The sequence below is a fragment of the Bacteroidota bacterium genome, from assembly GCA_040388375.1.
Lineage (GTDB): Bacteria > Bacteroidota > Bacteroidia > UKL13-3 > UKL13-3 > JAAFJM01.
The window spans coordinates 342,831-363,290 of record JAZKBU010000001.1; the positions used below are offsets into that span (position 1 = coordinate 342,831).

Annotated in this window: 25 protein-coding genes; 15 read left to right on the plus strand and 10 right to left on the minus strand. The window is 36.5% G+C overall.

The window, feature by feature from the left end; translation table 11 throughout:
* Positions 1–62 precede the first annotated feature (62 nt).
* Complete coding sequence (locus tag V4538_01500) at positions 63–2,696, plus strand: T9SS type A sorting domain-containing protein (protein ID MES2379685.1); 2,634 nt, start codon at positions 63–65, stop codon at positions 2,694–2,696.
* A 310-nt stretch (positions 2,697–3,006) separates the two neighbouring features.
* Here V4538_01500 and dnaA read toward each other — a convergent pair whose 3' ends face one another.
* The 10 genes from dnaA to V4538_01550 all read right to left on the minus strand — a co-directional run bounded on the left by dnaA (position 3,007) and on the right by V4538_01550 (position 11,375).
* On the minus strand, positions 3,007–4,443 hold the full coding sequence (dnaA, locus tag V4538_01505) for a chromosomal replication initiator protein DnaA (protein ID MES2379686.1): 1,437 nt from the start codon (positions 4,441–4,443) through the stop codon (positions 3,007–3,009).
* Positions 4,444–4,701: 258 nt separating this feature from the next.
* Positions 4,702–5,649, minus strand: a complete 948-nt coding sequence (locus tag V4538_01510) for a metallophosphatase (protein ID MES2379687.1) — start codon at positions 5,647–5,649, stop codon at positions 4,702–4,704.
* Positions 5,624–6,280, minus strand: a complete 657-nt coding sequence (locus tag V4538_01515; protein MES2379688.1) for a 5'-nucleotidase — start codon at positions 6,278–6,280, stop codon at positions 5,624–5,626. Before V4538_01515 ends, V4538_01510 begins: the two co-directional genes overlap by 26 nt.
* Before the next feature lie 158 nt (positions 6,281–6,438).
* A complete protein-coding gene (locus V4538_01520; GenBank protein MES2379689.1) occupies positions 6,439–7,158 on the minus strand; it encodes a (Fe-S)-binding protein in 720 nt (239 codons plus the stop codon).
* Positions 7,159–7,174: 16 nt separating this feature from the next.
* Positions 7,175–8,632 (minus strand): MFS transporter, encoded by a 1,458-nt coding sequence (locus V4538_01525; protein MES2379690.1) that lies wholly within the window; start codon positions 8,630–8,632, stop codon positions 7,175–7,177.
* Between the two features lie 339 nt (positions 8,633–8,971).
* Positions 8,972–9,271, minus strand: a complete 300-nt coding sequence (locus tag V4538_01530; GenBank protein MES2379691.1) for a hypothetical protein — start codon at positions 9,269–9,271, stop codon at positions 8,972–8,974.
* Positions 9,268–9,996 carry a hypothetical protein gene (locus V4538_01535; protein MES2379692.1) on the minus strand — a complete coding sequence of 243 codons (729 nt, stop codon included), beginning with the start codon at positions 9,994–9,996 and terminating at the stop codon, positions 9,268–9,270. The genes V4538_01530 and V4538_01535 overlap by 4 nt, the downstream gene beginning before the upstream one ends.
* Before the next feature lies 1 nt (position 9,997).
* A complete protein-coding gene (locus V4538_01540; GenBank protein MES2379693.1) occupies positions 9,998–10,585 on the minus strand; it encodes a hypothetical protein in 588 nt (195 codons plus the stop codon).
* Positions 10,586–10,611: 26 nt separating this feature from the next.
* The gene (locus V4538_01545) at positions 10,612–10,911 is read right to left on the minus strand and encodes a hypothetical protein (protein MES2379694.1); all 300 of its coding nucleotides are present in this window, start codon (positions 10,909–10,911) and stop codon (positions 10,612–10,614) included.
* A 5-nt stretch (positions 10,912–10,916) separates the two neighbouring features.
* On the minus strand, positions 10,917–11,375 hold the full coding sequence (locus V4538_01550; GenBank protein ID MES2379695.1) for a helix-turn-helix transcriptional regulator: 459 nt from the start codon (positions 11,373–11,375) through the stop codon (positions 10,917–10,919).
* Between the two features lie 104 nt (positions 11,376–11,479).
* Here V4538_01550 and V4538_01555 point away from each other — a divergent pair, with 104 nt between their 5' ends.
* The 14 genes from V4538_01555 to V4538_01620 are packed head-to-tail and all read left to right on the plus strand — an operon-like array spanning position 11,480 to position 20,460.
* Positions 11,480–11,734, plus strand: coding sequence for a hypothetical protein (locus V4538_01555; GenBank protein MES2379696.1), 255 nt, complete (start codon positions 11,480–11,482; stop codon positions 11,732–11,734).
* 40 nt (positions 11,735–11,774) lie between these two features.
* Complete coding sequence (locus V4538_01560; GenBank protein MES2379697.1) at positions 11,775–12,089, plus strand: hypothetical protein; 315 nt, start codon at positions 11,775–11,777, stop codon at positions 12,087–12,089.
* A gap of 29 nt (positions 12,090–12,118) precedes the next feature.
* Positions 12,119–12,490, plus strand: a complete 372-nt coding sequence (locus tag V4538_01565; protein ID MES2379698.1) for a hypothetical protein — start codon at positions 12,119–12,121, stop codon at positions 12,488–12,490.
* A 14-nt stretch (positions 12,491–12,504) separates the two neighbouring features.
* Entirely contained in the window at positions 12,505–12,801 is a 297-nt protein-coding gene (locus V4538_01570) for a hypothetical protein (protein MES2379699.1), read from the plus strand.
* A 2-nt stretch (positions 12,802–12,803) separates the two neighbouring features.
* Complete coding sequence (locus V4538_01575; GenBank protein MES2379700.1) at positions 12,804–13,118, plus strand: hypothetical protein; 315 nt, start codon at positions 12,804–12,806, stop codon at positions 13,116–13,118.
* Positions 13,105–14,208: a DNA (cytosine-5-)-methyltransferase gene (dcm, locus tag V4538_01580; protein ID MES2379701.1), complete on the plus strand. Its 1,104-nt coding sequence runs from the start codon at positions 13,105–13,107 to the stop codon at positions 14,206–14,208. Before V4538_01575 ends, dcm begins: the two co-directional genes overlap by 14 nt.
* Before the next feature lie 10 nt (positions 14,209–14,218).
* Complete coding sequence (locus tag V4538_01585; protein ID MES2379702.1) at positions 14,219–15,154, plus strand: hypothetical protein; 936 nt, start codon at positions 14,219–14,221, stop codon at positions 15,152–15,154.
* A 34-nt stretch (positions 15,155–15,188) separates the two neighbouring features.
* The gene (locus V4538_01590) at positions 15,189–15,410 is read left to right on the plus strand and encodes a hypothetical protein (GenBank protein ID MES2379703.1); all 222 of its coding nucleotides are present in this window, start codon (positions 15,189–15,191) and stop codon (positions 15,408–15,410) included.
* Positions 15,407–15,850, plus strand: coding sequence for a hypothetical protein (locus V4538_01595; GenBank protein MES2379704.1), 444 nt, complete (start codon positions 15,407–15,409; stop codon positions 15,848–15,850). The genes V4538_01590 and V4538_01595 overlap by 4 nt, the downstream gene beginning before the upstream one ends.
* Positions 15,850–16,506, plus strand: coding sequence for a hypothetical protein (locus tag V4538_01600; protein MES2379705.1), 657 nt, complete (start codon positions 15,850–15,852; stop codon positions 16,504–16,506). The genes V4538_01595 and V4538_01600 overlap by 1 nt, the downstream gene beginning before the upstream one ends.
* Before the next feature lie 15 nt (positions 16,507–16,521).
* Positions 16,522–17,115 carry an MT-A70 family methyltransferase gene (locus V4538_01605; protein ID MES2379706.1) on the plus strand — a complete coding sequence of 198 codons (594 nt, stop codon included), beginning with the start codon at positions 16,522–16,524 and terminating at the stop codon, positions 17,113–17,115.
* A gap of 30 nt (positions 17,116–17,145) precedes the next feature.
* Positions 17,146–19,713, plus strand: coding sequence for a primase-helicase family protein (locus V4538_01610; GenBank protein MES2379707.1), 2,568 nt, complete (start codon positions 17,146–17,148; stop codon positions 19,711–19,713).
* Between the two features lie 44 nt (positions 19,714–19,757).
* Entirely contained in the window at positions 19,758–19,961 is a 204-nt protein-coding gene (locus V4538_01615) for a hypothetical protein (protein ID MES2379708.1), read from the plus strand.
* A gap of 19 nt (positions 19,962–19,980) precedes the next feature.
* Complete coding sequence (locus tag V4538_01620; protein MES2379709.1) at positions 19,981–20,460, plus strand: hypothetical protein; 480 nt, start codon at positions 19,981–19,983, stop codon at positions 20,458–20,460.

Consider the following 20,460-nt stretch of genomic DNA (forward strand, 5'->3'; position numbering starts at 1 on the left):
GTAATAATAATTAATTTAAAAAATAGTATTTACTGCTAAATTCGTACAATTTTATACGTTATATGATTAAGCAAAAGATTTATTTACTCACTTTCTGTTTATTAACAATAAGTGCAGTCGTTCAAGCTCAAATGATTAATAAAAAAGGAGGCCTTTGTTTCAGGATAGATGATGACCAAGACCCGATTAAGCTAAAATCGATTGATTCTGTTTTTCAAAAAAATGGGGTTCATTTTGTGTACTCGCCTAACTCACAAAGGGCTAACTTTACGCAACCTGCCAGCTTTTGGCCAACAGTAAAACTTTTACAAGACCATGGACATGAAATAGCAGACCATAGCCCGAACCATTACCCACATTTTTTTGAAGTAAATGGAGCAGACACTTTACGTTTTAAAAACCGTGCAGGTGTTGATCATATTAATTTTGTGAATGAATACCCCGTTTTGGGAACGCGTATCTGTTTAAAATATTCTATTCTGAATGCAGGTGGTGCAGGTGATGAAGGTTTGGTTGATATACAAGGCAACTTGCTTATATCAAAAAATAATGGTGAATTTTCAAACAATAAGATTTATGGTGGCAGATATACTTCTCAATTTTATTTCCCAAGTTTAAACTTGTTATGCAGTTACATTCCTAATTTATACAATTTAAACAGCAATGACCCTGACACTATTGAATTGCTTTCATTTTGGAACGAAAAAATAACGATTGGCAACTATAGCAATATTGCTTACAAAAAACTAAACAACTACGATATAAGCGTAGACCCGGAAGGTTTTAAAGTAATGCAACAATTCTCACTCGATATATTTAAGAAAAATGGAATAAATGCACCCACAGTATGGATTCAACCGGGCGGACCTCATCCTTATTTATCAAAATCTTTTATTGCTGATATATGCGGACATGATTATGGATTTAAATCGGCTGCAACGTATCCCGGAGCTATTAAAGGGTTTAACGAAATTGATAACGAGCACGAAAAGCATTTCCATATGCAATGGGGCGATATGTATGAAGAAACCCAAGACTTAACTACCATGAAAGGCATTATAGCTGACAGACAGGCCCGCCATTTAATTACAATGGGCTTAAACCATTTATCTTTTTTTGGTGGTTTCCCTTACCAAACATTATTAAGCAATTTAGACTCTCTTTTACAATGGTGCAATGCCAAACAAATACCTGTTAAAACTTATAGTGAATGGGGAGCTGTATTATATGATTCAATAGCCAAACCAAGCGAAAATGTTTTTCCTTTATTAACTACTGATTTGGATGGAGACAATATGCCTGATGGTATACAAATACTACCTGCTGAGTTAGATAAAACACAAGGAGCGGGTATTACCCCGACTACCAGTATTAAAATAACCCAGACCAAACAAATATTTGGTATAAACAGGTTAAGCGGCGTGGAACGTGATAAAAATATTTTGAAATTTTATGCCAAAGGAACTCCCGGCTCTAACAACTTAGTTTCTATGTATTTTGATTATCCGGAGGTATCTAAATTCCAACAGTTCTCTATTAAATGTACCACCAGTACTTTTACTGAAACCATTTTTGAATGTGAAATTCCTGAAGGAGTAAGTTATATTAATTTATATGGTTATGCCAATATTGATGTAGGTGATATTGCAGTAAGTGGGCTTGAGTTAAGGGGTATAGCTAAACCAAGGTTTAGAACAACTACTTTTAAACGCAGTAACAATAAAACTTTTGGCGATATAAATATGCGTAACTACATAGCTGACGAAGTGTATGATGTTGCTAATCTAACTTTATCAGTATTAAATGCAGGTAACTTTAATGCCACTATAACGGGTAATCAGTTTTTAAAACTGGAGCACAAACAAAATCCTTTCTGGATAGGAAAAGATTCTGTACAGTTAATAGTAAGCAATCCGGCTAACCTTGCCGATACAGCATGGTTCTATTTTCAGTCCAACGAAACAAGTATTTGCAAAATGGAAAAAGTGCAGTTAGTCTATCCGTTTAAGAGCAGTACCGAATCAACCATAACATGGTCAGCAATACCTGCTGATACTTCTTTAACTACAAACATTTCAAACCCAACAGTACAACCACTAGCCGGTACTACTTATACGGCAACGGTTGTAGATAAAAACAGTGTTTCGAAAAATTATGTAATTACTATAAATGTTAAACCAAGTGTTATGTATACCAATGCAAACATTAACAAATACTTTTTAACTACGGATAACCAGTTGGATATTGATATTAATTTACCTTATTACAGTACTGCATTTATCAGCAATATGCCTAAACGCAACAGCCAGTTGGCAAATGGCACTTTAACGGTTCAAAAAGGAAATAACTTGGGTGTTGATACTACTACCATTATTATTTACAATAAGTCGTGTGATATAATTACGCAATATGTAATAACCAGTACTGATGCAAGTGGTATTATAGAAAGTAAATTACCGCAAGTGTTTATTTACCCGAACCCTTTCCATAACTATTTAACTATTGAGAATTTACCATACAGTAAAAACGGTTTTGAAGTAAGTATTTATAATATGGTGGGTAAAGAAATGCATAAACAACATATAGCTCCAAACCAAAATACGGTTAACACCAATTGGCTTCCAACCGGAGTTTATATTTTAAAACTAAATAATGCGGAAGGACTTCAAAGAAGTTTTAAAGTTTTGAAAAACTAAATCGCTATTTATGAAGCAACTGCATTTTATTTTGCATTGCTAAAAAACTGACTACAGAGAAATTACGTTTTTCATATAGAGTGAGTAAATTTTCATAATTAAATGAAAACGTTGGTAACAACAAGCAAAAGCCGGAGGAGTCCGGCTTTTTGCTTTTATAAGTTTGTTTAATTCATTTCTGCAAGCATTATTCACTATATACTCATATAGCTTAGCTTATCAATTAAGCTAATTCTTTATACAAATAAAAAGCTCCTTAATCAAATGTGATGGTTAAGGAGCTTTTTAGAATATCTTTTTAGTGAAACGTTTATACCAAATTCATTTTAATACGTTTACCTATTTCTTCAATATCAGCACGGAATTTTTTGTCTGTTTCCATTAAATCATTAACGGTTTGGCAAGCATGGATAACGGTAGAGTGATCTCTGCCACCAAAATGCATTCCTATTGTTTTTAACGATGATTTAGTTAAGTCCTTAGCGTAATACATGCTTATTTGACGAGCCTGTACAATTTCACGTTTACGTGTTTTTGATTTCACTTGCTCTACCGGAATAGTAAAGTAATCGCAAACTAATTTTTGAATAAACTCAATTGAAATTTCACGTGTGTTGTTCTTCACAAAGTTTTTCAATATCTGTTTAGCTAAATCAAGCGTAACTTCTTTTTTGTTTAACGATGATTGTGCCAATAAACTTACCAAAGCACCTTGTAACTCTCTTACATTGGTATTAATATTATGGGCTACATATTCTACAACGTCTCTGTGTAAATTAATACCATCGTTGTACATCATGTGCTCCAATATGGCTAAGCGTGTTTCAAAATCGGGTGATTGAATATCGGCTGAAAGCCCCCATTTAAACCTGCTTAACAAACGCTCGTCCATTCCTTTTAAGTCTTTTGGAGCTCTATCACTGGTTAAAATAAGCTGTTTACCTTGTTGGTGTAAATGGTTAAAAATGGTAAAGAATATTTCCTGTGTTTTTTGTTTGTTCTCTAAAAACTGAACATCATCTACTATTAATACATCAACTTGTTGGTAGTAATTTAAAAAATCCTGGTTAGAGTTATTTCTGATTGCCTCAACAAACTGGTTGGTGAACTTTTCAATAGGTACATACAAAACTACTTTGTTTTTGTTGTTTTGTTTTACCATGTTACCTATGGCGTGTACCAAGTGGGTTTTACCCATACCCGTTTCACCAAAAAACATCAATGGATTAAAAGCAGTACCGCCCGGCTTAGAAGCAACAGACATACCCGCAGCGCGAGCTAATCTATTATTATCGCCTTCAATATAATTATCAAAAGTTAAGTTATGGTTTAAGTTGGCATCAATATTTACCTTTTTTAAACCCGGAATAACAAATGGATTTTTAATGCTTGAATTTAAAGCTGCACCCAAACCTGCTTCCTGTACATCAATTTTTGAATTGGTGCTGCCCGGTAAGTTTACAACATAAGGATTTGAATTAGAAGTACCGTTTTCTACAATGATATTGTACTCTAAACGACTTCCTGTGCCTAGTATTTGTTTAAGTGTTTTTTTCAGTAGCGTCACATAATGCTCCTCAAGCCACTCGTAAAAAAATTGACTGGGTACTTGTATAGTCAATACTTTACTATCTAATTTTATTGGTTTGATGGGTTCAAACCAGGTTCTAAAGCTTTGGGGATTAACATTATCTTGAATTAATTTCAAGCACTCATTCCACACTGTTTCGCTAGACTGTTCACTCATGTTCATAATACCTTTTTCTGACTGTAAAAGTGTGTGAAAAAGTTTACATGTCAAAGTTTTTTCAACATCTTTTTTTTCAAAAGTCGCATTATTTTTTTTTGTATCTGATTCTAAGGTGTTAAATTTTTTTGAGGACTTTTTTATTGCATAATTTATATGCTTTTGTTAATAAATTGTGTATCATGAAGCACGGGTTTTCGAAAACATTTAATGATTATCAAACAATTGCAAAACCCTTATGGCTCTAGGTTTTCAACATCAGATGTTTGTATCTACAATATCAACATTTTGCGAAGTGTGCATAAACTCATCCCCTATTCGCTCATTAAATGTAAAATCTATCCTTCCTAAATTTAAACCGGCCCATCCAACCTGGTTCACAATTACATTTTTTTGCAGCGCGTTTTTTATAATAGTAGGTTCCTTTAAAAAAGTATGGGTATGCCCACCTAAAACCAAATCTACATGGCTGGTTAGTGGCACCATGGAAACATCACTCACTTTATCGCTATTGTATTTATAACCCAAATGCGATAAACAAATGACTAAATCGCATTTCTTTTCCAGTTTAAGGAAGGAAGCCGTTTTATTTAAACTGGTTACAGGGTCGTTGTATTTAATTTTTCCGTACAGCTTTTGAGGAACCAATCCGTCTAACTCAATTCCTACACCCGTTACCCCAATTTTTAAATTTCCTTTTTTGTATATTTTATAAGGAGCTATTTTATTTTCAATCAAGGTATCGGCAAAATCATAATTACAATTGACAAAGTCGAAATTGGCATTAGGCATTTGTTTATATAAACCTTCCAGTCCATTATCAAAATCATGGTTACCTAACGTAACACAGTCGTAACCCATTTGGCTCATCAGTTTATACTCTAACTCGCCTCCATAAAAATTAAAGTAGGGTGTACCTTGGAAAATATCGCCTGCATCAAGCAATAAAACATGTTCTTCCGTTTCGCGTATTTTTTTAATCATGGCGGCTCTCACTTCGGCACCACCCAAACCAGCATAGTTTTTATCGGTTTTATCAAATGGATCTATCCTGCTATGCCAATCGTTGGTATGTAAAATGGTTAACCTGGTTTGTTTCCCATTAGCCAGCAAACTTAGCGGACTGCTTACCAATGAAACACCCGCCAATAATAAACCTGATTGCTTTATAAACTTACGTCTATTTAACTTGTTCAATTCTTCCATCTAAAGTGCTTTTAACTGATTGACCATTTTTTCCTTTTATACGCAGATTGTTAATCAATGCATCGCGTACCATTATATTTAAATTGGTAACCGATTTGGCATTTTTCATTGGTTCTGTTTTATCGCCACCATTGGCTACATAATCATTGGTTATAATGGCATAGGTTTTATTTTCATCAAATACGGTATTATTAATAGTTGCATTCACTATTTTATTATTGCTTATGCTCAACCTCAATTCCTTTGAACAAGGCGTTCCATTGTTTTCAGCGACTAAATCAAATAACTTTTTACAGTCAGCACCACCTAATTCTACTACTACCAGATAATTGTCAAAAGGAGCCAGTTCAAATATTTTACCAACGCTTATATTTCCTTTTGCTATACTACCCACACGTAAGCCACCATGATTATATATACAAAAATCAACTGGCTTGTTATAGTTTTTGGCAGCATAATCCATTAATTCATCGCACACAAAATTACCAAGCGTACCTTCAGGCAATTGTTTATTCAGGTCTTGTTCATTGTAACAAAGTACTTCGCTCATTAAGCTATCCAACTTAATTTTATACGGAATAATTAAAGAGGCGCTTTGCGTATCAGTTAACTGCAAAGAGTCTTTATTCATTTTTAAATAGGAAACCTTTGAGTTGGAAACAACCAAAGGGGTATGACATTGACTGAATGTCAATACTATTAATAAATATAAAAATATATTTTTCACCTCCGCAATATAACCGATGAAAACGGATGGTGTATTATGAATATGTGAAAATTTACAATGCCTTATAAGCCTTGTGCCAACACATCAGCAATATGCATTACCTTTAGTGAACTTCCTTTTTTGTGTAGTATGCTGTTTAAATGTAATAAACAGCTATAATCAGTTGATATAACTATTTGTGCGCCACTTTCAATAATGGCATCTATTTTTTTATTACCCATATGAACGGATAAATCGGGATTGGTTACAGAAAAATTACCGCCAAACCCGCAACACTCATCCTGGTCTTTTATTTCAATTAACTCTAAGCCTTCTACATTGTTTAATAAAGCCCGTGGCTGGGCTTTTACATTACAGCCGTTTAAACCGGTGCAGGTATCCATAAAAGCGGCTTTAGCAAAAAACTTGGAACCTATATTGTCTTTTTTTAACACATCAACCAAAAACTCGCTTAACTCGAATGTACGTTTTTGTAGCTGACGAAACTTATTATGGTATGATGAATTTTGAAATAACAAATCATAAGAGTTTCTAATCATACCTGTGCAAGCGGTAGAAGCACAAACAAAAGTTCTGTCGGGAGTAATTTCATTCAAGAGCTTTTCGCTTACTTGTCGGGCATCGTTCCATTGGCCCGCATTAAAAGCAGGTAAGCCACAACATGTTTGTTCTATATTATAATTAACCTGGCAACCTGCTTTTTCAAGCACCTTAACCATGTTAAACCCTGTTTGCGGGTTAAACTGGTCAATAAAACAAGGTATAAATAAATCTATTTTCATTGTAATACTACTTAGGTTAATTTACGCTACTTGTATAACTCTTAAAGTTTTTTATCTGCACAATAAAAACCAATCCAATTAAAAAATAAATGGCCAATGCCACAACGGATAAACGCATGTTATGGGTAATGCCATTTAATAATCCGTAACTAAAAGTACCTAATACAATGGCGCCTTTTTCGCATACATCGTAAAAACTAAAAAAAGAGGCGTTGTCTTTTGTACCTTCTGGAATCAATTTAGCATAAGTGCTTCTAAACATAGACTGTATACCACCCATTACTATACCTACCAAAGCACCTAAACCCATAAAATGTATAATTACTTTTTTTATTTGTGTTGTACCAAATGTAAAATACGCTGGCGTATCAGTAATTAAATAGGCTAAGAAACAAATGACTATCCAAACAATGATGGTTATAATTAAAGTATAAATATTGCCAATGGCTGCTGAAATACGGGAAAAGGCCCAGGCTCCTAAAATAGCTATCAATTGAATAACCAAAATAGTTCCTATTAAAACGGAAGTATCTAAATGCAATTGTTCTTCGCCAAATAAACTAGCTACGTACATAACTGTTTGTACACCCATACTGGCAAAGAAAAAACCACATAAGTACTTTAATAAGGTAGGTTGTGTTTTTACCTGTAACCAAACCTTCTTTAATTCTTCAAATCCTTTATTTAAAATATTGCCTTCGTATTTTTTATTGGAGTGTATTTCTGGTACATTCTTAAACATAATCTGTGCAAAGCCCGCCCACCAAATACCTACCGATACAAACGATAAACGGGTAGCAATGCCTGCATAAAAACTTTCGGCTTCTTTTAAGGCTCCTTCAGCTCCCATGTAAGGGTTGGTGGTTAACAATTCTACTGCCTTGCTTTGAATAGAAAAAAACCAATGGGGCATCATAATAGTTAACAGGTTTATAATTAATAATATTACACTACCTATATAACCCATTGAAAAGCCTTTTGCACTTACTTTATCCAGCATATCCTCACTGGCTATTTCCGGTAAAAATGCATTGTAAAAAACAATACTCCCCGCAAAACCAACCAAACTAAGCATAAATAAAATAACACCAAAGCCTATGGTATCGGCTGTAAAAAAATACATGCCCATACAACTTATGGAACCTGTGTAACAAAATAGTTTCAGGAATAACTTTTTGTTCTGTTTAAAATCGGCAATACCAGAAAGCAAGGGACTTAAAAAAGCTACTATTAAGAAACCTGCTGAAACAACAAAGGAGTATAACTCTGACCCGATTACTTTTAACCCGAAAATATTTAAGTAATAAACTCCATCAACCATTGCACCTTGTTCAACAGATGCTACTTTACACATTTTATTAAAATAAATAGGGAAAATGGCGGTGGCTATGGTGAGGGAAAAAACCGAATTGGCCCAATCATACATGGCCCATGAGTTGATTACTTTCTTATTATTAAGTTCCGTTTTAAGCATGATTGGAAATACGTAAAGGCGCAAGATATTTTTTTGCCGCAATAATTATTCAATTGTTAAAGGATTATTTGTTAACAAGCTTTGTGGCATACTAGCTATGAGAACAAAGCCTCTTTTGTGCTTATATTTTTTAAAAGAAATGGTACGTTTTAAAGAAATACGTACAAGCAAAAAACGGAAAATAAAAAAACCCAGCAATTGCTGGGCTCCTAGTTGCGGAGGCAGGACTCGAACCTACGACCTTTGGGTTATGAGTTTTATTTCAGTTTTGCAGGAGTTAATGTTTACGGGGCTTTGCGGGTGCGAAGTGGTACGCATCCGTACCACTTAATCGTACCACTAATATTTAGTTAATATTTTGTCGCGCAGTTTTACGTTAATTTTTAAACTATTGGTTCCATCGGCCATCATTGGCCCCTCGTTCAGTATTAACCAATTAAGGCTAATACCGGGAAAGCCTTTGGCAAACTGCCCTATAATTCTTAGGCCCATATTGGTTTTAGCAAATTTTAAATTGCTTAATGAACTACCTGGAATGTCTAAGTACTCGGCCATTACTGCCCAGTGTTGAAATTCCCCTTTTTCAAAAAGTAACTGTATGTTTTTTGAAATATGCTTTTTTAATTGTTTAGCGTTCATTTTTTGTTCCTTTCTGTGTTTTCACTCTCATTTAAAGTAAAAAATTTTTCAGTTGGCTGGTAATTAATCTGTATGTAGTATTTGTTGTCTATGCACTCAAAATTATAGGCATCACAAATAGTTTTAATTTGCACAAGGGTGTAGGTATTCATTTTTCCAATAATTGTTAACTCCTCGTCTGTTATTTCTATTTGCGTTAACTCTTCGCTTGCCAATGATAACAGCCTTACTATTGGAAAAAGTAAATCTACCGGAATATTGTCTTCGCCTGAAATTTTGTTTACTACTATCTTATTATTATATAGTTTGTTGTGTAAAGCAATAAAGCCGGTTATAATTTTTTGGAATGACTCCCCCTCTTTTATTGGGTATAATTCATATTTAATTATATTCAGTTCTTTTTGTATAGTAGCGTACATATCTAAAAACTGTTCGCGGCTTTCATTCAAATCTTTTTGATCGTCTACAGCTTTTATTATATCTACCAAAAAAAACAAAAACGACTCTGTAAATACCGTTCTGTTTTTAAGGGAATCAAAATATTTATTTTTGATTTCATTTAATTGTATTATTACTGCTTGGTGTGCCGCCTCTTTTTTCTTCAGTTGGAAATTTGCGTTACTTACTTTCCTTTTGGCAATTACAATTATAAAAAACACGCCAGTAAAACACACCAGCATTGTGCATGTTCCTGCAATGAATACATAAGCAATTGCATTGTTCATATCAGTAGTTAGTTTTATATTGATACAAAGCCCCCAGTAATGCTGTGTTACAAAAAATATTTGCCAATTTTACGGTACTAAACACGTCAGCCTGGTAATTAATAGGTATATCTTTTGCAAAAAAGAAAGCAATCCAACTTATACTATTGTAAGCCGTTAAAGCTATTATAATAATTAGTTCATAAGTTCGTGCTCCATCTTGTTTTAGCCACTTTATGCCATGGTTTATACAAATACCCAATACGCCAATACATTGTAGCGTTCGGCCATAACGTGGAAAAACAGAATTGCTCATTAACTCATAACACAATACGCTTACTACTATTAAAAAAACAAGCATGTAGTATTTAAACAAGTGTTTGTTGGCTTTATTTAGTGTAAAATACACTATTATAAAAAGTAACTCCAGTGCACAGTAAGCACCGGTAAAATAACTATGGTTTAATTTAGCTATATAAAAACAGTAACTAATTAACTCGCTTAGTGCTTTAAAGCCAATAAAATAAACTATAACCTTTATGTTATTAGATAAAAAGAACGACTTAATACTCCCAACAGCATATAGCAGTGTTGGGAGTATTGAAAACATACTTATATAAGCGAGTATATTTAGCACTACAAGCCGTTTAAAATATTAGCTGCCCCGCAATGAGGTGGGCATGTCCAGGTATCATCAACAACTACATCAAGCATGTCGTTTTCGCTTGCATCGGCTGCTACTATTACAAGCGTTTTTTTACCATCTTTTAAAGCGTAGTACATGCGTAAGTACTTTGCGCCCTCTTGGTTTATTAAAGTTTTAATTAAATCTACATCTACCACTTGGGCTAATGTGGTTTCGCCTGTAGCGCGATAGTTAGCAGTATATTCTGCTCCTAATTCTTTGTCAATAATTTGTCCGGCTGGTGTTGGCATAATTTTTATTTTTTTATAGGGTTTGTTTTTTCAAATTTATGTTGTCTTTCTCCAAAATCTTTAACCACTTTTAGGGCTTCAGTTACTTTTTCTTCGTGTGTTAATGTACTAAGTCCGTTATCTTCGATTATTTTTTTTAAGCGGGTATTTTCGGTAGTTAATTTTACTATTTCTTTTAAGTGTTTATAGGCCTCTTTTTGCCAGTATTCAATACTCTCCTCATCATTTTTATTTTTTCCATATTTAGCCGGAGGCTCTTCTACTATTTGCGTGTCAATATCAAATACAGAAATGTCTACACTTAATTCTTTACAGGCTAATTCTAAAAAGTCTTGTTTTAAATATTTTTTATCAAACAACCGTATCAGGTAAGTCCTAGATACGGGAATACTCGCGGCAAAATCTTCCTGTCGGTAACCCTTTTCTTTTATTAGTTTTTTTAAGATTCCCCCTTGTGTTAACATTTTTTTAATGGTTTAATGTTCATAACTTTTCCGCAAAATGTGTTGACATTTTGGAAAATGTGTATACATTTGTATCAAGATTTGTAACAAATATAGCAACAAACATGAAACAAACAAGTAAAACAAAGGCAAAAGCGCGGTTATGCGATACCGTTACCGAGTTACTTTTAAGTAAAGAGGCTTATATGGGCCATTTAGCCGATGAGGTAGGAGTAGATGCATTTACCATAAAACGCCAGCTAAAAACACAGTCGCCAACACTGTGCTTACCGCAGTATTTAACTGCCATTAATAAAATTCTTAAAGAGGAGCCTAAATACCAAGCTATTGAGGCAGATGCTATAGTTATAGTTTCTTAAAACCAACCAAGCCCCACACATTTTAACCCTTATAAAAATTATGCTTAACACAATTATTGACCACGCAAAGCTTGTAATACTGCAAGAAAACACGTTTGACCTGATTATTAAATTTACCACCACCAGTAAGGGCGTAGATACCCACAAGCGCGAAAACTATTCCCTTAAAGATGCAAACCAGGAGTGGTTAGTAGGCTTGCTAAAAGAGCAAGAAACCGTATTGCTAACACCCTACAAACCCGAAAACCAGTACGCCACCTGTACTATTTATGCAGCCAATACCAAGGGTATTGAAATGTGGGGTAACCCGTTTTTAGTGAGCACCGTATTTGCGCAAAGTTTTTCGTTCGATTAATAACCCCACCATTAATAGCCTCTCACCCAATGGAAAGTATATTTTATCAGCAAAACTATAACAACAAATTAGACTGCCCAGTGCATACCACTATTAGGCTTTATAACCCAAGCAAGTTTGCAGTGGGCAAAGAGTTTAACGAGTATCTCATTTGTAAAAAAGACACACCGGACAGTTTTATGCTTGATGGCAAAAACGTTATAAAAGTAGCTACAGTAAAATGTATTGAAGTAAAGGTTTACCAGCTAAAGGACATTACAAGTTCAATGGCATGGATAGACACAGGCAAGGGCCTTGCCTATCTTAAAAGCTTGTTAGAGCATATTTATGCTAGAGAACTAAAAACTAACCCAAACCCACATTTCCATTGGGTGTTGCTTAAAAACATTAATCACCAATAACCCCATTTCCTATAATGAGCGCAGATATAGCACAAGCCGAATACAAGTTTACTACCGCACCGTTTACTTTAAAAGTAACTGCTTTTAAGCAAGGCAATACAGGTATGGTAAGCGAGTGGGTAAACACCCGCACACAAGCCAAGCAAGAGCCTAACCAGGTAGAAAGTAAAACAATGATGTACGAGTATTTAACCAAGGCTATACCTCACATATACCAGTTGCTTGCCAACAGTATTGATACACCCATAGTATACGCCATACAAGCACCCGGCTACGAAAAGTACACCAAAACATACATGCCACAAAACTAACTATGAAAGAGCTCTTTTTTAATGTAGCAATGGTAATGTACATGGGCAGGCACCAACTGCTAAGCCGCCAGGTAAGTAATGCGCTTAATAACTACCCGGGTGATTATAATAACAATGAACTAGCCAACTTAATTGAACTTAGAAATACACTTTACAGTGCCCTTTTACACTTGGTACCAGCAGACTTTTTACTGCGCCCCGAAAACGAGCCCAGCCGCTCCCTGTTTTATACTATGCTAAGCCAAAACGGTAACCATAGCCAAATAGCTATAGGCCCGCGTTTAAACATTAATAGCCAAACCAATGAGTACAAATAAGCGCAACATACTGGTTGATGTATTTAGTGGTGTGGGTGGTTTTGCCCTGGGCTTTAAAAATGCCGGAGTACCCATACATAAGCACTTTTTTAGTGAGATAGATTTACACGCAATAGCCAACTATAAATACAACTTTCGCAATGCACAATACCTCGGATCCGTTAAATATGTTCGACACATTATTAACACCATTAATGCCTACCGAAGAGCGGGCGACACCCTCATTTTCGTTTTCGGATCGCCTTGCCAGGATTTCTCAATGGCGGGAGAGCGTGCCGGCCTTGGCGGAAACAAATCAAGCCTTATCCGCTTTGCCCTCTTTCTTATCAAATGGCTTAAACCTGACCTATATACCTGGGAAAACGTTAAAGGAACATTCAGCAGCAACGCTGGCGCAGACTTTTGGACAATTATCAAAGCCTTTGCCAACTGTGGGGCATATAACATCGAATGGCAATTGCTTGATACAGCATGGGTATTACCCCAAAATAGAGAGCGGATTTATATTGTTGGACATGCTACAACAGGAAGTACCAAAAAAGTATTTCCTATCCAAGAAAATGATCGATTATTTGGAAAGACGTTCGCTACAGAAAAACGATCATCACAAGCCGAGAATTGTTCAACAATAACCCACAATTTTGGAAGTAATGCAGATAGTACTTTTATAAAAGTAGCAACTAATAATGCAAAAGGTTTTGAAGTAGCTGGCCCTGGTGATAGTATAAACTATAGCAACATAAATAGTACTACACGCAGGGGCAGAGTAGGAAAAAAACCTGCTTCCACATTAGATACCCATGCAAACTTAGCTGTAATTGATAATACAGAACAATTACGGAGGCTTACTGAAATAGAGTGCGAGCGGTTACAAGGCTTTCCTGATAACTGGACACAATACGGCTACATGCCACTAAAAAAAATAAGCCAAAACAAGTTTAACACCCTTACGGCCACGGAGCAAATAGCCGTGTTCCAAAACACCGTAAAAAAGCCCATTTCAAGCACCCAGCGTTACAAGCAAATGGGTAATGCAGTAACAGCCGAAATAGTAAAAAAAATAGCCATTAAACTAGAATTACCAGCATAAAAAATTATCGATGGGAGCCAAAAAAGTAAAAACAGTAAACAGTATAAGTGGTGGTAAAACCAGTGCTTACATAGCAGTGCACTACCCTGCCGATTACGAAGTATTTAGTGTGGTGTGTATAGACGATAAAGAATGCACCCCAACCGACAAAGCACTGATAGACTATGCCAACAACAAACTGGCCCCTTTCCATGCTGAATATGGTGATTTTATAGCCACTGCCGAGTTAGATGAAACATTGATAGCAATGATGGATTTGGAGCAATACTTAGGCCGCGAAATAATTTGGGTACGAGGTAAAAGCTTTGATAAAATACTAACCACCGCCAATACCCATGGTGGTGCTCCTAACCGCTTACCAAGTTGGGCTCGCAGGTATTGTACCGATGAAATGAAGTTAGTACCAATATTTAAATGGTGGTTAAACAACGTAGGCGAAAAAGTAAACATGCGCATAGGTTTCAGGTTTGATGAGTTTGATAGAATGGAACGCTTTTTTAACAACTCCGATCCATGCAACTTTAAAATAGCTACCAGTTGCAGCTTACGGGGCCAACGCCAACAAAAGCACACCAATTTTAATTGGAGGTTTTGCCACTTTCCATTAGTAAAAGCAGGTATTACCGAAACTATAGTAAAAGACTATTGGGCAAACAATGGGTGGTTAACTCCCAATTTATTTAACACAAACAGCCACCAAATAAACTTTCCCCCAATTAGTAATTGTGTAGGCTGTTTTCATAAAAAAGTAGAAACACTAAGCATTATGAGCCACATAGCACCAGCTAAAATGAGGTGGTTTGCTTTTAAAGAAACCCTTGGCAAAGGCACCTGGTTAGATAGCCAAATTACCTATGCTGAAATTATAGAAAATAATAAAGACTGGATACCCGAAATGTTAAGCGAAAGCTTAAGCCATTGCGATAGTGGCGGTTGCCACGATTAATAAACTAATAACTAGAACTAACCCCTTAACCAATATGTATTCAACAGAACAAATAGAAGCCCGCTTTAAATCGCTAAGCCTTGAAATAGGGCAGCTTTACAAAATTATTGATAGCGTACCCAATGTAGATTTAAAAACCAAAAACGATGCCTACAGCCTTATTGGTAACATGAGTTACGAGGCAAACAAGGTAAAGGCAATTATTAACCAGGAAGTAGCAAGAGTAGCTACCGCCATAGCTGTGCCAAAACCATGAGCCCACAATTATTTATAAACGAGCACCGCCTGGCCCGTTTAGGTTTTGCCGAGTTAAACGGTATAAACCTGCTATGCCAGGCAGTTATAGCCAAGGCCGATAACGATGCCGAAAAAGACAACTATACCCAACTGCAAAGCAATACACTGAAAGTAGTTAGGCGCAAGCTGGTAAACGAAAACATTATGAGTTACACCGGTATGGATATAACCCAGCAACTCATTTTTTCCGACACCATGCCCAACATACGCATATACACCAGCATGCAAAAATACTTTGGGCGCGAAAGCAACTTTGTTTGGCAGGACTTAAAGGAAATGTACAACGTTATTAAAAACAAACGTATGCGCAACGTAGGCGAGAAAACCCTGCGCGACATACAATACCACCTTAACGAGCATAACCTATTAGACGAACCACCACCAATAGTAATACAATAATGAGCACAGCTACAGAATACATAATTATACAGGGAGAAATGGCATTGTTTTACTCTACCACCATTGGTAAAAAAACAACCTTTTTCCAAAACATAAACATGGTTTTTAAAACCCGTAAAATACTTGTTTATAAAAACAAAGCCCAGGCGCAAAAGGTGGCCGATAAAAACAATGCCGCCCATAACACCAAATTTAAAGTAGTAGAGTTAAAGCATGTAGCCACCAAGCATATTTTAATAATAGGCTTACCCCAGTCAGGCAAAAGCACCAAGGCTTTAGCATTAGCCCAAAGCAACTGCCCGCATAATGGTAATGTATATCAGGTAATGAGCCCTACCGACTCATTTAAAAGCAAACTTGCTGGTAGTACGGCCCTGGTAATAGATGAAATACCCGCTGATGCCCACTTAACCAAGTGGATAAAACGAGCCAAAGCCATACAGAAAACTAAAATAATACTTACCTGCCAAACTACCTGCGAGGAGTTAAACCAACTCATTTACGACAAAACACTGCTTGAAAACTTTGAAATAATAGAGTGCTCAAAGCATGAGAGCACCGAGGCAAAAGCCGTAGCCGCTGTAAAACGCATGTTACAACAGCCGCCTTTAGTTGGCCCGTTTAAGCCATACCCAGGCCGTACCCGTAACCATTAATTCATAAATCAAACCATGCAAAAGTATAACGTAATAAGTATTGATCCGCCCTGGCAGCAAAAAGCCGGTCGTAAAATTGACAGCTACAAAAAAGTTGGTGGTAAACAAATTTTCAATACCAGCACCAATAAAACGCTAAACCTACCATACAACACACTAACTGTTGAGCAAATACAATCTGTTAATATTGGTGAGTTGGCTGCAGATGATTGCGATTTATACGTATGGGTAACAAACGCCTACCTGCCAAAAGTATTTGCCATAATTGAGGCCTGGGGTTTTCGTTATTCAACTACCATAGTTTGGGCCAAAAATATGTTTGGTGGTGGCCTTGGCGGTGCTTTTAAAATAAATACCGAGTTTTTAATTTATGCTAAAAAAGGCAATTTAAAAGCATTAACAACCCATAAGGGCACTTGGTTTAACATAAAGCGCACCTATGTAAATGGCTACCCCAAACACTCAACCAAGCCAACATTTTTTTACGAGTTAATAGAAAAAATTTCACCTGGTAAAAAGTTAGAAATATTTGCCCGCAATACCCGTATTGGTTGGGATTGTTTCGGCAATGAAGTTGCCAGCACAGCACCCGTAACCATTAATTCATAAATCAACATTCACAAATCAAAAATCCAATCTGTGGCTAAAAAAGATACCATACTAACCTATACCGAGGAGCGTTTAAAAGCCCTTGGCATAACACCCGAATACAATGCGGCCAGTATTGTTGTAAACGATACCAGCCAGTTTCCGCATACTACTACCACCAAAGCTGCCCAATGGTTTACCGAGTACAATCCGAATGAAAGCGATAAAATGCCAAACGATATGCTTACCGGTGCTATGCAGTTTTTATACCTTAACTTAGATGGTACCCAGCAAACCTATAGAACGACCGATAACCGCCACGAAAAAAAGTATTACATACACCGCTTACACCCTACCCAAGCCACCAAGGATCGCAAGTACTTTCAGCCAGCCAAAAGCGGTAGCCATTTGTTCCATACCCCTGGTATAATACATGCCTATACAAACCAGTTAAAAGTAAACCGCTTGTATTTAATAGAGGGGCAGTTAAAAGCCTTTGCAGCCTGGCAGGCAGGTTACATACCAGCTACCACCAAAAAAGGCAAAGGTAAAGGCGGTGTGGTGCCCGTACCCGAGCAACACACCATACAAATTATGGGTATGATGGGTATAACCCAAAGTGGCGATGCCGATTACACCAAAGAAGTAAAAAGCCGCAGTGCTATTGATAGTATAGTAACAGGCAAACGTTTTCACGATGATATAATGGAGTACATACGCGTATGCCGGCCCGATGAAATAGTAATAATATACGATGCCGATTGCAAGCAAATGGCAAGCTGGCATAAAGAAAACGAACCCAATAAGGATTTAGGCAAACGCTTTTTAGATTTTTTCAATGCCCTGCGCAACATACGTGAGTACGGCAAGGGAGTGGTTAAAGATGTATATTTTACCCATATAAAAGAAGAGTATTTACTACAAAAAATTAAACCTGGGGCTGATGATGTGGTAAAAGGGTTAGATGATTTACTAATACACACCAACCCCGATAAGGTAATAGAAGATTTACAGCAGCTAACCCAAAGCCGCACCTATTTTGAATGCATAAACCTAACCACCGAAAGCAATGCCAACATACGCAAAGCCTTTTTGCTTACCAAAAGCAAAGGCGGAGTGCCAGATATGTTTTACCGCAAGTTCGAAGCCTATATAAACAGCACCCCTTTTAAATGGTGTGGTAGTATATACATTAGCGAGGGTGGCGACCTTAAAATGCAAAAGCATGCCGACTCCGAACAGTTTAAACGCATAGGCTGCAACTACATGAAAGTAGTTTACATACCCAATAGCAAGGGAGTATTTGAGCGCAAGTACGAGCCCTGGAAAAAAACCGAAATAACCAGCGATTATGTAAACGGCCTTGGTATAAAAAACTTTTTAGATACCATAGAAAAATACGATGCCCCGTGCAATGTACCCGAGCACGATCCTGAAAAATACCAGCAAGATATAATAGGCCCCCATGGCGGCAAAACCTTTAACCTGTACTATAAGGTTGACCACGATATAGAAAAAGGCGAGTGGGCCGCTACCGAGCGTTATTTAAAACATGTGTTTCAGGATAAGTACGATGTGGCACTGGATTGGTTAACCATACTGTACCGTTACCCCAACCAAAAGTTACCCGTAGTATGTTTGGTTAGTAAAGATAAAAACACTGGTAAAAGTACCTTTTTATGGTACCTGCGCGAGTTGTTTAAAGAAAACGTAACCGTAATTGGTAATGCCGAAATACACGATAACTTTAACGATGATTATGCCAGCAAGCTGGTTATAGGTATTGATGAGGCCATATTTGATAAACAGGTAGTAATAGAGCGTATAAAAAGCTGGGTTACCAGTAACCGCATAAAAATGAATACCAAGTTTATGAGCCGCCAGGAAATAAGCTTTATAGGCAAGTTTGTAATTACCAGTAATAACGAGGATAGTTTTATACGTATTGATGATGATGAGGCCCGTTTTTGGGTAAACAAAGTACCTACCTTTCCTGATAAAGACCGCGATCCACATTTGTTAGATAAGCTAATGGGCGAAATACCCGCTTTTCTGCATTACCTAAAAAGCGAGCACACTATAAAATACGCTAATGTAGATAGGCTTTGGTTTGGTAAAGAAGTAACCAATACCGAGGCTTTAGAAAAGCTAAAAACACAAAGCGTAAGTTGGGGAGTAAGCAGTATAAGGCACTATGTACGTGAGCAATTTAAAGCCCACCAGCAAATAGACTTATACTTTACCTGCGATGATCTGTTCCAAAACTGCGACCGCAAAGGCAATAACGTAAACGCCCAATACTTTCAAAAGTGCTTAACCAAAGAAATGAATTTAGAAAGCACCTGTTGGCGTGCTCCAAAGTTTGAGGTAATAGAAGAAACCGAGAGGTTTTATGTAATAAGCCAACGCAGTAAGCCGCTTAACTTTTACCACTTTAAGGTAGAAGATTGTTTACAACCAGCCGAGTACAGCCTATGGATAAACCCCGATGAGTTAAAAGAAGTGCGCGAAGAAAAACGCAGCTTTAACAACACCAGGCGCGAACTCATTTACTTTATACCCGATGCTGATAAAAAGCCAGCCGATGATAATACCAACGCAAACGATTTACCATTTTAAAAACCAAAAACAATAACAATATGACTCATATATTTATTTTAACAATGCTCCCAAACGCTCAATTTCCTGTAAGGTTAGGCGTTTTTAGTACAATTAAAAAAACACTTAACCACACAAAAACAGGGCCGGTACTCTCGCATAAAATAACCGATAGCGATCGTGCATTTATAACGCAGTTTTTCAATGCACCTGATCAGTTTCATTATGAAACCGACATTATCAGTATAGAAAAATGTTTTGTTGATTAACCTTAATAACCCCCACCAAATGAATACAAAACTATTTACCCCAGCCGATATACCCAACGTAAGCACTGATGATAAATACAGCGTTAACGTTTTTACTATAGATGAGGATAACCACCCCGCTATAGCATACTATAATTTTGAAAATGGCCTATGGTTTTTTGTTGCTGGGGATTATGCCCCAACCTCAGAAACTAAATGGCATTGGTATTACCCACCTGTAGCCGCACACAGTGGTATAGATAACAACTACTTGTTAAACGAAACAATTTTTAGTAAAATTTTTATTGTTGATGGTAAACAGCAAGTACTTATAACTAGGGTTATTGGTAACGATGTGTTTTATGAGTTAGAAGTAAAGGCACATTTAAAAAGGACCATAGTTACAACTACAGTAAAATTTATGAGTGTAAATGAAAGAGATAATGCGTTTGACCACTACACTGCCGAAAAAGCCGGTAACTATATTAGAAACCTATTACCTAACATTTATTACCTATAA

Coding starts and splice junctions, on each gene's coding strand:
- V4538_01605 (MES2379706.1), top strand. CDS start 16,522: ATGCAAAAGTATAACGTAATAAGTATTGATCCGCCCTGGCAGCAAAAA.
- V4538_01555 (MES2379696.1), top strand. CDS start 11,480: ATGAAACAAACAAGTAAAACAAAGGCAAAAGCGCGGTTATGCGATACC.
- V4538_01510 (MES2379687.1), bottom strand. CDS start 5,649: ATGGAAGAATTGAACAAGTTAAATAGACGTAAGTTTATAAAGCAATCA.
- V4538_01540 (MES2379693.1), bottom strand. CDS start 10,585: ATGTTTTCAATACTCCCAACACTGCTATATGCTGTTGGGAGTATTAAG.
- V4538_01560 (MES2379697.1), top strand. CDS start 11,775: ATGCTTAACACAATTATTGACCACGCAAAGCTTGTAATACTGCAAGAA.
- dcm (MES2379701.1), top strand. CDS start 13,105: ATGAGTACAAATAAGCGCAACATACTGGTTGATGTATTTAGTGGTGTG.
- V4538_01525 (MES2379690.1), bottom strand. CDS start 8,632: ATGCTTAAAACGGAACTTAATAATAAGAAAGTAATCAACTCATGGGCC.
- dnaA (MES2379686.1), bottom strand. CDS start 4,443: ATGAGTGAACAGTCTAGCGAAACAGTGTGGAATGAGTGCTTGAAATTA.
- V4538_01585 (MES2379702.1), top strand. CDS start 14,219: ATGGGAGCCAAAAAAGTAAAAACAGTAAACAGTATAAGTGGTGGTAAA.
- V4538_01550 (MES2379695.1), bottom strand. CDS start 11,375: ATGTTAACACAAGGGGGAATCTTAAAAAAACTAATAAAAGAAAAGGGT.
- V4538_01570 (MES2379699.1), top strand. CDS start 12,505: ATGAGCGCAGATATAGCACAAGCCGAATACAAGTTTACTACCGCACCG.
- V4538_01520 (MES2379689.1), bottom strand. CDS start 7,158: ATGAAAATAGATTTATTTATACCTTGTTTTATTGACCAGTTTAACCCG.
- V4538_01500 (MES2379685.1), top strand. CDS start 63: ATGATTAAGCAAAAGATTTATTTACTCACTTTCTGTTTATTAACAATA.
- V4538_01515 (MES2379688.1), bottom strand. CDS start 6,280: ATGAATAAAGACTCTTTGCAGTTAACTGATACGCAAAGCGCCTCTTTA.
- V4538_01595 (MES2379704.1), top strand. CDS start 15,407: ATGAGCCCACAATTATTTATAAACGAGCACCGCCTGGCCCGTTTAGGT.
- V4538_01590 (MES2379703.1), top strand. CDS start 15,189: ATGTATTCAACAGAACAAATAGAAGCCCGCTTTAAATCGCTAAGCCTT.
- V4538_01615 (MES2379708.1), top strand. CDS start 19,758: ATGCTCCCAAACGCTCAATTTCCTGTAAGGTTAGGCGTTTTTAGTACA.
- V4538_01620 (MES2379709.1), top strand. CDS start 19,981: ATGAATACAAAACTATTTACCCCAGCCGATATACCCAACGTAAGCACT.
- V4538_01600 (MES2379705.1), top strand. CDS start 15,850: ATGAGCACAGCTACAGAATACATAATTATACAGGGAGAAATGGCATTG.
- V4538_01565 (MES2379698.1), top strand. CDS start 12,119: ATGGAAAGTATATTTTATCAGCAAAACTATAACAACAAATTAGACTGC.
- V4538_01535 (MES2379692.1), bottom strand. CDS start 9,996: ATGAACAATGCAATTGCTTATGTATTCATTGCAGGAACATGCACAATG.
- V4538_01530 (MES2379691.1), bottom strand. CDS start 9,271: ATGAACGCTAAACAATTAAAAAAGCATATTTCAAAAAACATACAGTTA.
- V4538_01545 (MES2379694.1), bottom strand. CDS start 10,911: ATGCCAACACCAGCCGGACAAATTATTGACAAAGAATTAGGAGCAGAA.
- V4538_01575 (MES2379700.1), top strand. CDS start 12,804: ATGAAAGAGCTCTTTTTTAATGTAGCAATGGTAATGTACATGGGCAGG.